The sequence below is a fragment of the Bifidobacterium minimum genome (assembly GCF_000741645.1).
Classification (GTDB): domain Bacteria; phylum Actinomycetota; class Actinomycetes; order Actinomycetales; family Bifidobacteriaceae; genus Bifidobacterium; species Bifidobacterium minimum.
Genome location: NZ_JGZD01000009.1, coordinates 377,832 through 391,511, shown reverse-complemented (window position 1 = coordinate 391,511; position 13,680 = coordinate 377,832). Strand labels below are relative to the sequence as shown.

General features: G+C 65.1%; 7 protein-coding genes. 6 read left to right on the top strand and 1 reads right to left on the bottom strand.

The window, feature by feature from the left end:
- Window positions 1-91 precede the first annotated feature (91 nt).
- From purT to BMIN_RS05385, 3 genes are all read left to right on the top strand, one after another.
- A complete protein-coding gene (purT, locus tag BMIN_RS05395; RefSeq protein WP_022860465.1) occupies window positions 92-1,420 on the top strand; it encodes a formate-dependent phosphoribosylglycinamide formyltransferase in 1,329 nt (442 codons plus the stop codon).
- Between the two features lie 185 nt (window positions 1,421-1,605).
- The gene (gene purC, locus BMIN_RS05390; RefSeq protein WP_022860464.1) at window positions 1,606-2,358 is read left to right on the top strand and encodes a phosphoribosylaminoimidazolesuccinocarboxamide synthase; all 753 of its coding nucleotides are present in this window, start codon (window positions 1,606-1,608) and stop codon (window positions 2,356-2,358) included.
- Between the two features lie 147 nt (window positions 2,359-2,505).
- Entirely contained in the window at window positions 2,506-6,276 is a 3,771-nt protein-coding gene (locus tag BMIN_RS05385) for a phosphoribosylformylglycinamidine synthase (protein WP_026647279.1), read from the top strand.
- Window positions 6,277-6,413: 137 nt separating this feature from the next.
- Here the strand turns inward: BMIN_RS05385 and BMIN_RS05380 are convergent, their stop codons facing one another.
- Window positions 6,414-9,230: a cation-translocating P-type ATPase gene (locus tag BMIN_RS05380; protein ID WP_022860462.1), complete on the bottom strand. Its 2,817-nt coding sequence runs from the start codon at window positions 9,228-9,230 to the stop codon at window positions 6,414-6,416.
- 405 nt (window positions 9,231-9,635) lie between these two features.
- Here BMIN_RS05380 and purF point away from each other — a divergent pair, with 405 nt between their 5' ends.
- From purF to purD, 3 genes are all read left to right on the top strand, one after another.
- Complete coding sequence (gene purF, locus BMIN_RS05375) at window positions 9,636-11,171, top strand: amidophosphoribosyltransferase (RefSeq protein WP_022860461.1); 1,536 nt, start codon at window positions 9,636-9,638, stop codon at window positions 11,169-11,171.
- Window positions 11,172-11,279: 108 nt separating this feature from the next.
- Window positions 11,280-12,314 carry a phosphoribosylformylglycinamidine cyclo-ligase gene (purM, locus tag BMIN_RS05370; protein WP_022860460.1) on the top strand — a complete coding sequence of 345 codons (1,035 nt, stop codon included), beginning with the start codon at window positions 11,280-11,282 and terminating at the stop codon, window positions 12,312-12,314.
- 46 nt (window positions 12,315-12,360) lie between these two features.
- Window positions 12,361-13,653 carry a phosphoribosylamine--glycine ligase gene (gene purD, locus BMIN_RS05365; RefSeq protein WP_156097305.1) on the top strand — a complete coding sequence of 431 codons (1,293 nt, stop codon included), beginning with the start codon at window positions 12,361-12,363 and terminating at the stop codon, window positions 13,651-13,653.
- The last annotated feature ends 27 nt before the right edge of the window (window positions 13,654-13,680 follow it).

The following is a 13,680-nucleotide window of genomic DNA, read 5'->3' as shown; positions in this document are numbered from 1 at the left end:
GCTGCCATGTCGCGGCCACAACGATGTCATCACAGATACCCTCGCCACAACCGCAGCGATGTAGTCGCCGCGGCAAGGCAGAATAAGCGGTATGAGCATCATTCCATCGCACCCATCGACGCCTCGTGCCGCGCAATCCCGCGCAACGGCCATCCCCACGCCGATCCCCACCGTTCCCGACCGGCCATTGGGATCCCCTCTGGGACGGGAGAGCACACGCGTCCTGCTGCTGGGCTCGGGCGAGCTGGGGCGGGAGATCGCCATCGAACTCATGCGCCTGGGGGTATGGGTGTGCGCTGCCGACAGCTACGCCGACGCCCCGGCGGCCCAGATCGCCCATGAATCGCGCGTTCTCGACATGGCCGATCCCACGGCGCTTGACGACCTGATCGACGACGTCCATCCCGACATCATCGTTCCCGAGGTCGAGGCCATAGCGACGTCCCGGCTCGTCGCCGCACGGGACAAGGGCGTCCAGATCGTTCCCAGTTCAGGGATCGCCGCCGTCTGCATGGACCGGGAGCGGCTCCGCGTCATCGCCCATGAGGAGCTGGGGCTTCCCACCACCTCATACAGGTTCGCCGAATCGCCCGACGAGCTCCGCGCGGGAGCCGACGAGGTGGGATATCCCTGCGTGGTCAAGCCGATTATGAGCTCATCCGGACACGGCCAGTCGATCATGAGATCGCCCGACGACCTCGACGCGGCCTGGACGGAGGCCCAGACGGGACGCCGCGCAGCGACGGATGGCCGGACATCACGGGTGATCGTCGAATCCTTCGTCGCGCTTCATGACGAGCTCACCGTTCTCACCGTCAGCTCCAGCGCGGGCGTATGCGCCTGCGAGCCCATCGGGCAACGACAGGATCATGGGGACTACCGCGAGTCATGGCAGCCCGCCGACATCAACCGGGAGATCTCCCTTACCGCCCGCGACATCGCCATCCGGGCCGTGGAGGGCCTGGTCGACGGCGCCCACAGGCAGGGTGAGACCGGATGGGGCGTCTTCGGAGTGGAGCTGTTCGTGCTCGACGACGGTTCGGTTCTTTTCAACGAGATGTCCCCGCGTCCGCACGACACGGGAATGGTGACGATGGCCTCGCAACGGCTCAGCGAGTTCGCGCTGCACGCGCGGGCCATCCTCGGATTCCCCATAACCCAGGACCACGTCCGACTCGACATACGCCCCGACGAGGTCGCCGCCAGCCACGCGATAGTGCTGGAGGGACAAGGCGAAGCGGTGTTCACCCATGCCGGCCGGGCCCTGTCCGACCCGGGGACGGACCTGCGCATATTCGGCAAGCCCTCGGTCAACGGACACCGCCGCATGGCCGTGTCGCTGGCCATACGCTCAACCGCCCAGGAAGCCCGCTCGGCCGCCGCGACCGTGGCCGACAGGCTCCATATCGACGTGTCGTGAACGCCGTCCCGCGCGACGGATCCGACCTCCCGCCGCGCTCCGCGAGGTGAGTCCGGCGTCGCCTCCGGATGACGCCCCGCGACGACATCTCAACGCTCCCCGGAATGTATCCCCGGATTGATATTCTGTGCCACGTTGGCACATCCCCCCTCATTTCGTCTCGCGTCGCGCGGGAAAGGCGAGTCATGGAGAAACTGGAAAAGCTGTACGAAGGCAAAGCCAAGAAGATGTACGCCACCGACGATCCGCAGGTTCTCTGGGTCGAGTACATGAATCAGGCCACCGCCGGGAACGGCGCCAAGAAGGCGCAGATAGCGGGCAAGGGAAGCCTCAACAACCGCATCACCTCGGTGATCTTCGACCTTCTCGCGGCACGCGGCGTCAAAAGCCACTTCCTGAAGCGGGTGTCGGACACCGAGCAGCTCGTCCGACGCATGGATATGTTCCCCCTGGAGATCATCATGCGCAACACCGCCGCGGGATCCTTCGCGAAACGGTACGGAGTCGCCGAAGGCACCGCGCTGTCGAAGCCGATCCTGGAGTTCTGCCTGAAATCCGACGATCTTGGCGACCCCTTCATCAACGACGACGGCATCGTGGCGCTGGGACTGGCGACCGAGGAGCAGCTCGCCGAAATCTCGCGGCAGGCCCGCGCCGTCAATCAGGCGCTTCTCGACATCTTCTCCGCCATCGAGGTCCAGCTGGTCGATTTCAAGATCGAGGAGGGAACGGCATCCGACGGCACGATCCTTCTGGCCGACGAGATCACGCCCGACACCTGCAGGCTGTGGGACCTCAAGGACCACAGCGGCCGCATCGAGCATCTGGACAAGGACCTCTTCCGCCGCGATCTGGGCAACATCATCCCCGCCTATGAGGAGATCCTCTCGAGGCTCAACGGTCTCGCCGCCTCCGAGGGCATCACCGAGTCCAAGTAGGACACGGACCGCCGGAGGCGCGGACCACCGGAGGCGCGGACCACGGAATCCGCCTTTCCGGCGGCCACGGTCGCGTTCCATGAATTACGGCGTATTCCATGAATTACTGAATGACAACACCGGTACGAGTGACAACAGGGGGCAACAGTGGTTTTTCGCGTGTATGTGGAGAAACGCGCAGGTTTCGACGTCGAGGCTCGGCAGCTGCGGGAGGAGCTGCGCGACGTTCTGGGGCTGACCGGGCTGTCGGGACTACGCATCATCAACCGGTATGACGTCGAGGGCATCGACGACGGGCTTTTCGCCAAGGCCGTCCCCACGGTTTTCAGCGAACCGCAGGTGGATGACGTGTCGGACGCCCTTCCCGACTTCGGTGACGCCACGGTGTTCGCCGTGGAATACCTTCCCGGCCAGTTCGACCAACGCGCCGCATCCGCCGAGGAATGCGTCCAGCTGATCAGCCAGGGAGACCGGCCCACCGTCCGCACGGCCCGCGTCTATGTCCTGTCCGGGACGTTGGACCCCGGTCAGATCGACGCGGTCAAGCATTACGTGATCAACCCGGTCGAGGCGCGCGAGGCGTCGTTGGCGACCCGCGACTCCCTTGCCATGGAGACGGCCAGACCCGCGGATGTCGAGGTCATCGACGGCTTCACCACACTGGACGACTCCGGTCTCGAGGAGTTCATCACCCGTCGCGGACTGGCGATGGATCTGGCCGACGCGCGATTCTGCCAGCGCCATTTCCGCGAGGAGGGGCGCGAACCCACCATCACCGAGATCCGGGTCATCGACACCTACTGGTCGGATCATTGCCGCCACACCACATTCGGGACCCATCTGGAGAACATCCGCATCGACGACGACGTCGTGGCGGCGGCCTTCGACCGCTATCTGGCCATGAGGCGTGAACTCGGCCGGGAGGACCGTCCGATATGCCTGATGGACATGGCGACGATCGGCGCCAGATGGCTCAGGCATGAGGGCATCCTGACGAACCTCGACGAATCCGAGGAGATCAACGCCTGCACGGTGAAGGTCAAGGTCGACGTGGACGGCGAGGACCAGGACTGGCTCTTCCTCTTCAAGAACGAGACGCACAACCATCCCACCGAGATCGAGCCTTTCGGCGGCGCGGCCACATGCATCGGCGGCTGCATCCGAGATCCCCTCTCCGGACGTTCGTACGTGTACCAGGCGATGCGAGTCACCGGCGCCGCCGACCCCACCGCGCCCCTGTCCACGACCCTTCCCGGCAAGCTGCCGCAACGCAAGATCGTGACCACCGCCGCGCACGGGTACTCGTCATACGGCAATCAGATAGGACTGGCCACCGGTCAGGTAGCCGAGATCTACCATCCCGGCTATGTCGCCAAGCGCATGGAGGTCGGCGCCGTCGTGGGCGCGACCCCCGCCGATCACGTCCGGCGCGAGACCCCGACGCCCGGCGACCGCATCATCCTGCTGGGCGGGCGCACGGGCCGCGACGGCATCGGAGGCGCGACGGGCGCATCGAAGGCGCAGGACATCGACAGCCTCGAGGAGTGCGGAGCCGAGGTGCAGAAGGGCAACGCCCCCATCGAACGCAAACTGCAAAGGCTTTTCAGACGCGGCGACGCCTGCCGTCTGATCAAGCGATGCAACGATTTCGGCGCCGGCGGCGTGTCCGTGGCCACCGGTGAGATCGCCGACGGTCTGACCATCGACCTCGACAAGGTCACCAAGAAGTACGACGGTCTGGACGGCACGGAGCTGGCCATCTCGGAGTCGCAGGAGCGCATGGCCGTGGACGTGGCCGCCGACGACGTCGACGAGTTCCTCTCCTACGCCCGCGAGGAGAACCTTGAGGCCTCCGTCATCGCTGTGGTCACCAGGGAGAGGCGCATGCGCATGACGTGGCGGGGCGACGTCATCGTCGACCTCGACCGCGACTTCCTCGCCTCCAACGGCGCGCCGAAAAGCCAGGACCTCCACATCGAAAGGGGCGGGCGGTACGACGGACGACTGTTCTCCGGATCGACGCTGACAACGCGAACGGACGACGACGTTCCACGCCCGACGCAGTCCCTCCATGACCGGATGGCCGCTCTGCTGTCCGATCTCAACGTGGCCTCGAACAAGGGTCTTTCGGAGCGCTTCGATTCAACCATCGGGGCCGGCACCGTCCTCATGCCCTTCGGAGGCCGCACGCAGCTGACCCCCACCCAGGCGATGGTGGCGAAATTCCCGGTGGACGGCGAGACGACGACCGCTTCGGCCATGGCATGGGGATTCAACCCGTACATCATGGAAAGCAACCAGTACACCGGCGGCTATCTGTCGGTCGTGGAATCGCTGTGCAGACTTGTCGCCACCGGATTCCGCCGCGAGGACGCCTATCTCAGCCTCCAGGAATACTTCGGCAAACTGCGGGACGTCCCGGAGCGCTGGGGACGTCCCGCGGCCGCGGTGCTGGGCGCCCTGTCCGCGCAGGTGGATCTGGGCGTGGGAGCCATCGGCGGCAAGGATTCCATGAGCGGAAGCTTCGAGGATCTCGACGTCCCACCCACCCTGATCTCCTTCGCAGTCGCCGTGGGTCCTCTGACGAACGCGGTCTCCCCTGAGTTCAAGGCGGCGGGACATACGGTGGTGCGCATCGCCGCCCGGCTCGGGAAGGATGGTCTGACGCCCGACAAGGACTCGCTCATCGAGGTCATGGACGTAATCGAGGAGCTTGCCTCCACCCATGATGCGCTGGCCGTCTCGACCCCCGGATACGGCGCGAGCGCGGCCTCCCTGTTCCTCATGACCGTCGGGAACCATATCGGCCTCGACCTCGAGGACTCCATCGCCGCGGATGATCTTTTCACGCCGGCTTACGGCTCCTTCTTCATCGAGCTGGCCGACGACGCCACCCTTCCCGCGATGTCCAACAGGGTCGAGCACGGCGTCATCGGACGCACCACCGAGGAATACACGCTGCGCACCTCCTCGGAGACGCTCGATCTGACACGGCTTCAGGAGATCTGGGAGGACGGCATCTCCTCGGTGTTCCCCTACCGGGGCCATGGCGACGCGGTGGATCCGATCAGCTTCACCGCAGGCGGATCGGTCACACGGTCAACTCCCCCCGCGGCGCGGCCCGACGTCATCATTCCCGTGTTCCCCGGAATCAACTGCGAATACGATTCGGCGGCTGCCTGGCGGCGCGCTGGAGCTCGACCGACCACATTGGTGTTCAACAATCTCACACCCCGCGATGTGGAGCGGTCGACCCGTCTTTTCGCCGAAGGGATACGCGCCAGCCAGATCATCATGATTCCCGGAGGCTTCTCCGCGGGCGACGAGCCGGATGGATCGGCGAAGTTCATCGAGGCCGTGTTCCGCTCCCCCGAGGTCACCGACGCCGTCCGTGATCTTCTCAACAACAGGGACGGGCTCATCCTGGGGATTTGCAACGGCTTCCAGGCCCTGATCAAGCTGGGGCTGGTGCCCTACGGTGACATCGTGGCGATGGATCGGACCTCGCCGACGCTGGCCGTCAACACGATAGGACGGCATCAGAGCCGCCTGGTCCGCACCCGCGTGGCCTCGAACCTCTCCCCATGGCTGTCCCTGACGTCCGTGGGGGACGTCCACACCATCCCCATATCGCACGGCGAAGGACGTTTCGTGGCGGATGGGGATGTGCTGCGCAGACTGCTGGACGCCGGACAGATCGCCACCCAGTACGTCGGCGAGGACGGCCGGCCCAGCATGGATCTTGACGTCAACCCCAACGGATCGGCTCTGGCGATCGAGGGCATCACCAGCCCCGATGGCCGCGTGCTGGGCAAGATGGCCCATTCGGAACGCACCGGCGACGGTCTGTATCGCAACGTCCCCGGAGACATCCATCAGCCGCTGCTCGAGGCCGGCGTGAGATACTTCGCGGCCTAAGGCGCTGGATGATGCCGGCCGGCATCTTCGTCGGCCGGCATCACGACGAATAGACGCCGGGAAGCAGACCGACGATTCGGGTCGTCGAAGGTCTATTGGGCCTTCGACGACCCGAATCGTCTTCTTCTTACTCTCTCTCAGCGTGCGTCGCCGCGAAGCATCGCGATGATGTTGCGGTGAGCGATGCGTCCCATCGCCTTGACGCCGGAGCGGGCGCTGTCATGCCCATGCCTAGACAACAAGGCCCTGACCGCCTTGTCCCCTTCGCTGAAGACGAGGACCGTGGCACCCAAGGCCCAGCACATGGCCCATTGCCCTCCGGTCAGCGCGGTCATGCCCAGCGCGGACGCCACCGGGGGAACCACCATGGCCACGGCGTGGAGAATCAGCGCACTCACGGATGCCCCGAGAAGGAAGGGGTTCGTGAACGGGTTCACCCGGAAGACGGATCGGGTCTCGGAGCGCGCCGACAGGGACATGAAGAAGCTGAACAGAACAAGCAGCGTCAGCGCCATGGTTCTGGCGGTGGTGTCGTCATACCCGCGGTCGATGAGCACACGGAACAGGACGAGGATACTCAGTCCCATCCACAATCCGCAGATGGCGGTACGCCCCCACAACGCGGACGACAGCAGTCCCTCGGAGCGGCCGCGCGGAGGACGGTCGAGCTCGTCGCCCTGACCGGGTTCGAAGGCCAGAGCGATGTCCTGCACGCCGTTGGTGACGATGTTGATCCACAGCATCTGCAGCGGCATGAACAGCAGAGGCATCTCCGAGACGACGTTCACGCCGACGGCGATCATGGCGGCCACCGCGGTCGACAGGAGGAAGAACGCCGAACCCCGGATGGCCTTGAACGTGACGCGCCCCTGGGCGACGGCCTTGGTTATGGTGACGAAGTTGTCGTCGGTCAGCACCACATCGCTGGCCTCACGCGCCACATCCGTCCCCGACTCGCCCATGGATATCCCCACGGACGCGGCCTTCAGCGCCGGAGCGTCGTTGACGCCGTCACCGGTCACGGCGACGGTTTCACCCTCGTCCTGCAACGCCTCCACGATGCGCAGTTTGTCCTGAGGCGACACTCGGGCCGCGATCGACGTCTTGCGCAGCCTCGACCGCAGCTGCTCGTCGTCAAGCGTGAGCATCTCGGCACCGGTGATCGCGTCATCGGTATGGGACAGCCCCAGCCTGTCGCCGATGGCCTTCGCCGTGACCGGATGGTCGCCGGTGATCATCTTCACCTCGATGCCGGCCTTGCGGCAGTCCTCGATCGCCTCGCGGACACCGGGACGAGGAGGATCCAGCATGCCCTCGACTCCCAGGAAGCACAGACCGGAAGGGGTGATGGCGCCATCGAGATCGGCCTCGGAGGCGATGGTGCGGGAGGCCACCGCGATAACCCTCAGCCCCTTCTCGCCCATGCGCATGTTCATGGCGTGCAGTCCCTCGGCGTCCACGTCCACGCGGGCGCCCCCGTCGTCGATCATGCTGGTGCTCATGGCGATGATGCTGTCGGGCGCGCCCTTGACGTATTGGGTCAGCGTGCCGTCGGCGTCCCTTCTGATCGTCATGGAATAGCGCAGTTCAGGCTCGTAGGGCGTCTCGTGGACGATGTCCGAGTGCAGATCGGCGTCTTCGACGGCATCCGCCGAATCGGCCGCACGGGCCATGGCCACATCCACCGCGTCGCCCTCGTATCGCGTCCGCCCATCATCGTCCTGCAGGCGGACGGCCTCATTGGTCAGCGCCGCGGCCCGCAACAGCGACCGCCATGCGGCGGATGTCCCCTCCGAATCCGCATGGATCTGCCGGGACACCTCGTCATACGAGGACAGATTCGTCACGCCGATGGCGCAGGACTCAACCGTCAGGCGGTTCTGGGTGAGGGTGCCGGTTTTGTCGGATCCGATGACGGTGGTGGCGCCCAGAGTCTCGACGGCCGGCAGCGTCCGCACAATGGCGTGATGGGTGGCCATCCGCGACACGGCCAAGGCCATCGCCACCGTCAGAACGATGGGCAGGGCCTCGGGCATGGACGCCACGGCCAGAGCCACGGCCGGCAGAAAGGCTCCGGACGGGTCGTTCTTCAGGACGGCACCCGCGATGAACACGAACGCCGCGACAATGATGACGGCGAAGGCTATCCCCCGTTCGGTTCGGTGCATGATGCGTTCCAGCGGAGGAATGGTGTCGGTGCCGTTGACCAGATCGCTGATCTCGCCGAGCTCGGTGTCGGATCCCGTGGCCACGACCACGCCCCTGCCACGCCCACTGGTGACCAGCGTTCCCGAGAACGCGATGCAGGTGCGATCCCCCAGAGGCGCGTCCTGCGGACACACGCCGGTGGATTTGTTCGCGTCGTCGCTCTCACCGGTGAGCATGGACTCGTTGACGCGCAGATTGTTGACCTCGATCAGCCGCAGGTCCGCAGGGACGCGGTCCCCGCTCTCCAACAGCACGATGTCGCCGGGAACGACGGACTCGGTGGCCACCGATTGCACCGTTTCGGAACGCAGCACGCGCGTCATGGGAGTCGACAGGGAGGACAGCGCCTCGACCGCCTTGTCGGCCTTGTCCTCCTGATAGAAGCCCAGAATCGCGTTGAACAGCAGCACGACGAAAATGGCGACCGCATCCACGTAATGATCAAGCGCGACCGTGACCAGACCGCACACGATAAGCACGAGAATCAGAGGATTGGAGAACTGGCGCAGGAACCTCCTCCAAGCCGGCGTGGTCTGCGCCTCCTGAAGAACGTTCCTTCCGAATATGCCAAGACGATGCTCCGCCTCGTCATAGGTCAGCCCCCGCTCGGTGGCCCTCAGCGCCGACAATGACCGTTCGGCGTCCAGGGAATGCCAGATCTCGTTCGACCCCCATTCGGGATCTCGCAGCTCCTCCTCAAACTCCCGCGTCGATCCTTCAGCGTGCGCCGTCGTCGTTATGCCCATACTGCGCCCCTTGTCCACTCGCCCGTGCGCGCCACGCACGGTCCGCCATGTCCGGCATGTCCGGATCCGGACGCATGACCCGCATGCCTCAGCCGCATGCACATATCTCCATGCCGCCCTCCATGCCGCGATTCCGCGGCGCGTCCCGACTGCGAGAAGCCCCGGCCTGGACGATATGCGCGAGTCCCCATCATGCAAAGGCCCCTCAATGCATGCCCGGAACGTACCGCAACCACTCGTGAGCGATACTATCAGCGATGGCGGATACGCCACGGAACATGCTCACGGCGTCATGGACCCGCGTGCCGGGAACCCGAGCGGGACGCCGACAATGTATCCCTCGATTGGTATGGTTGCCCGGTAGTGCGATTCCCCGTTGACCACGGTTGTGGAAGGAGCCTAAGGTTGTCGGCTGAACTCGAGGATATCCATGAGGAATGCGGGATTTTCGGCGTATGGGGGCATCCCGATGCGGCTCGCCTGACGTATTTCGGGCTCCACGCCCTGCAGCACCGGGGCCAGGAGGGCGCCGGGATAGTGTCGAACGACCACGGACGGCTGTGCGGCCACCGGGGTCTGGGTCTTCTCACCCAGGTCTTCTCCGATGAGGCCGAGATCGCCCGACTCAAGGGCGACCGCGCCATAGGCCATGTCCGCTACGCGACATCCGGATCAAGCTCCGTGGACAACATCCAGCCGTTCCTGTTCCGGTTCCATGACGGCGACGTGGCGCTGAGCCACAACGGCAATCTCACCAACTGCGTGAGCCTGCGCGAGCGTCTGGAGGACGAGGGCGCGATCTTCCATTCCAACTCCGACACCGAAGTCCTGATGCATCTGATCCGTCGCTCGCCGAGGGCCACGTTCATGGATCGGCTCAAGGAGGCCCTCAACACGGTTCACGGAGGATTCGCCTACCTCATCATGACGCAGACCGAGATGATCGGCGCCCTCGACCCCAACGGCTTCCGTCCGCTGTCGCTGGGCCAGATGAAGAACGGATCCTACGTCCTGGCGTCCGAGACATGCGCGCTGGACATCGTCGGAGCGCGGCTCGTCCGCGACATCCGCCCCGGGGAGATCATCGTCGTCGACGACGATGGCTACCGCATCGAGCGCTACACCGACAACACCCAGCTGGCCATCTGCTCCATGGAGTTCATCTATTTCGCGCGCCCGGATTCCAACATCTATGGCATCAACGTCCATTCGGCCCGCAAACGCATGGGCGCAAGACTGGCCGGGGAATCCCCCGCGGACGCCGACATGGTGATCGCCGTGCCGAACTCGTCCCTGTCCGCCGCATCGGGATACGCGGAAGCCTCGGGCCTCCCCAACGAGATGGGGCTCATCAAGAACCAATACGTCGCCCGCACCTTCATCCAGCCTACGCAGGAGCTCCGCGAGCAGGGGGTGAGGATGAAGCTCTCCGCCGTTCGCGGCGTCGTCGAGGGCAAAAGGGTGGTCGTCGTTGACGACTCGATCGTCAGGGGCACGACGTCGCGGCGCATAGTCAAGCTGCTCCGCGAGTCGGGGGCCCGTGAGGTCCATATGCGCATCTCGTCCCCACCGCTGAAGTATCCCTGCTTCTACGGCATCGACATACAGACGTCGAAGGAGCTGATCGCGGCCAAGAAAACCGTGGAGGAGATACGGCAGTACATCGGCGCCGACTCCCTGGCCTTCCTCTCTCTGGACGGGCTCATCGATTCCATCGGCCTGCATGCCGATGCCCCGTATGGAGGATTGTGCGTCGCATACTTCAACGGCGACTATCCCACGGCGCTCGATGACTATGAGGAGGGCTTCCTCAACTCCCTCACTCCGGAGGACAGGGTACGGATACCGCGGTTCGCCCGCGAAACCAGCCAATACCACGACAACGAGTTCACCATGGCCGTCACGAGGGACGGGGCGGCCGCCACCGCATCCCCACGATGATCCGCATCCCGCCGCCACCGCGCGGTCCCCGGCATCCTTCCGCGGATCCCCCATCAGCTGCCACCCCCCTATCAACCCCATCCACCAACCGAAGAAAGGCAATGCGCCATGCCACAGGCATATGAGGAAGCCGGAGTGAGCGTCGAAGCGGGCTACGAGGTCGTACGACGCATCAAATCACATGTGGAGCGCACGGGCCGCCCCGGCGTGATGGGCGGGATAGGGGGCTTCGGAGGACTGTTCGATCTGGCCTCGCTGAACTACTCCGACCCGGTCCTCGTGTCGGGAACCGATGGCGTGGGTACCAAACTCATGATCGCCTCGATGACCGGTCGCCATAACACCATCGGGATCGACTGCGTGGCCATGTGCGTCAACGACATCGCGGCCCAGGGAGCCCAGCCGCTGTTCTTCCTGGACTACATCGCCTGCGGCAAGAACGATCCCCGGCTTCTCGAGCAGGTCGTCTCGGGCGTCGCGGACGGGTGCGTGGACGCCCGGTGCGCGCTCATCGGCGGCGAGACCGCGGAGATGCCGGGCATGTACTCCCCCGATGAGTACGATCTCGCCGGCTTCGCCGTGGGCGTGGCCGAAAGATCCGCCATCGTGGATGGCTCGACGATAGCCGAGGGGGACACGCTGATCGCGCTGCCGTCCTCGGGGGTGCATTCCAATGGCTTCTCCCTCGTCCGCCACGCCCTGTTCGACATGGCCGGCTACACCGTGTCCACCCGGCTGGAGGCATTGGGCGACCGGGAGCTGGGCGACGTTCTCCTCACTCCGACCACGATCTACGTCAGGGCGCTGCGGCCCCTTTTCGACGCCCGTCTCGTCAAGGGTGTCGCCCATATCACGGGCGGCGGGTTCATCGAGAACATCCCCCGCATGCTTCCGACCTCGCTGGCCGCACGGATCGACACGTCGTCATGGACGGTTCCCCCCATCTTCCCGGTTATCGAGAAGGCCGGATCCATCCCCCACCACGACATGTTCAACGTCTTCAACATGGGCGTGGGCATGGTCCTGGCCGTGGACCCCCGCGACGCGGATCAGGCGCTGTCGATCCTGGCGGCCAATGACGAGGCGGGGTTCGTGATCGGCGATGTCGTCGCACGAACGGACGAAGGCGTCGAGCTGCGATGATGCGCGACGACGATGACGATATGGACATCAACGAGAGGATATGGATATGGGCATGAAGGTTCTGGTCATCGGCTCCGGAGCGCGTGAGCACACCATCGCGCGCACCCTTCTCGCAGGACCAAGCGTGGACAAGGTCACCGTGGCGCCGGGCAACCCCGGAATGCTGCGCGACGGAATACTCACCACACAGCTCAACCCCTCCAATCATGCGGCTCTGATCGATTTCGTCAAGGACAACTCCTATGACTGGGTCATCGTCGGCCCCGAGGTGCCGCTGATCGAGGGTCTGGTCGACGACTTCACCGCAGCGGGGATATCCGCGTTCGGCCCCACCAGGGCCGCGGCGCAGATCGAGGGGTCGAAGGACTTCGCGAAGCAGCTGATGATCCGGCATAACATCCCGACCGCGCGATACCGCACCTTCGACGACCTCGACCAGGCCGTGCGCTACGTCACCGAGCACGGGGCGCCCATCGTGGTGAAGGCCGACGGCCTCGCCGCGGGGAAGGGCGTCACCGTCGCCATGAGCCTTGACGACGCCATCAGGGCGTTGGATGACATCTTCATCGACCACCGATTCGGCGCCGCCGGGGCGAAGGTCGTCATCGAGGACTATCTCGAGGGGCAGGAGTTCTCGCTGATGAGCTTCGTCAGCGGAACCGACTTCTGGCCGATGCCCGTATCCCAGGATCACAAGCGCGCGTATGACGGGGACGAGGGCCCGAACACCGGAGGCATGGGCGCCTACAGCCCCGTTCCCCAGATCGGCGAGGATGTGGTCCGGTCCGCCATCGACACCATAGTGCGCCCCACCGTCCAGGCCATGGCGGAGGAGGGTGTCCCCTTCACCGGAATCCTCTATGCCGGGCTGATAGCCACGGCGGACGGCCCCAAGGTGATCGAATTCAACGCCCGCTTTGGGGATCCCGAAACCGAGGTCGTCCTTCCCAGACTCACCAGCGACCTGGGAGCCGCCATCGGCGCCATCCTCGATCACGGGGAGCCGGAGTTCACGTGGCGGGACACGGGGACGACCCTGGGAGTCGTTCTGGCCTCCGACGGCTATCCTCTCAACACGGTCACGGGGGCGCACGTCCCCGACATACCGGTTCCGGACGACGGCCACGTCTACTACGCGGGCGTCAGGACGGAGTCCAAGGGGGAACTGGCCTCGTCATCAGGAAGGGTCCTCGTGCTCACCGTCACCGGGGAGGACATCGCCGACGCTCAGCGTCTGGCGTATGGAGCCCTTGACCGGATTCCGACTCCCGGCCTTTTCTACCGCCACGACATCGGAGCGAAGGCCCTGGCTGATTCGCCGGTCGGACGCGTCACCTGACCCGGAACGGGCGTCATCTGACGTCGG

Coding starts and splice junctions, on each gene's coding strand:
- purC (WP_022860464.1), top strand. CDS start 1,606: ATGGAGAAACTGGAAAAGCTGTACGAAGGCAAAGCCAAGAAGATGTAC.
- BMIN_RS05380 (WP_022860462.1), bottom strand. CDS start 9,230: ATGGGCATAACGACGACGGCGCACGCTGAAGGATCGACGCGGGAGTTT.
- purM (WP_022860460.1), top strand. CDS start 11,280: ATGCCACAGGCATATGAGGAAGCCGGAGTGAGCGTCGAAGCGGGCTAC.
- purD (WP_156097305.1), top strand. CDS start 12,361: ATGGGCATGAAGGTTCTGGTCATCGGCTCCGGAGCGCGTGAGCACACC.
- purT (WP_022860465.1), top strand. CDS start 92: ATGAGCATCATTCCATCGCACCCATCGACGCCTCGTGCCGCGCAATCC.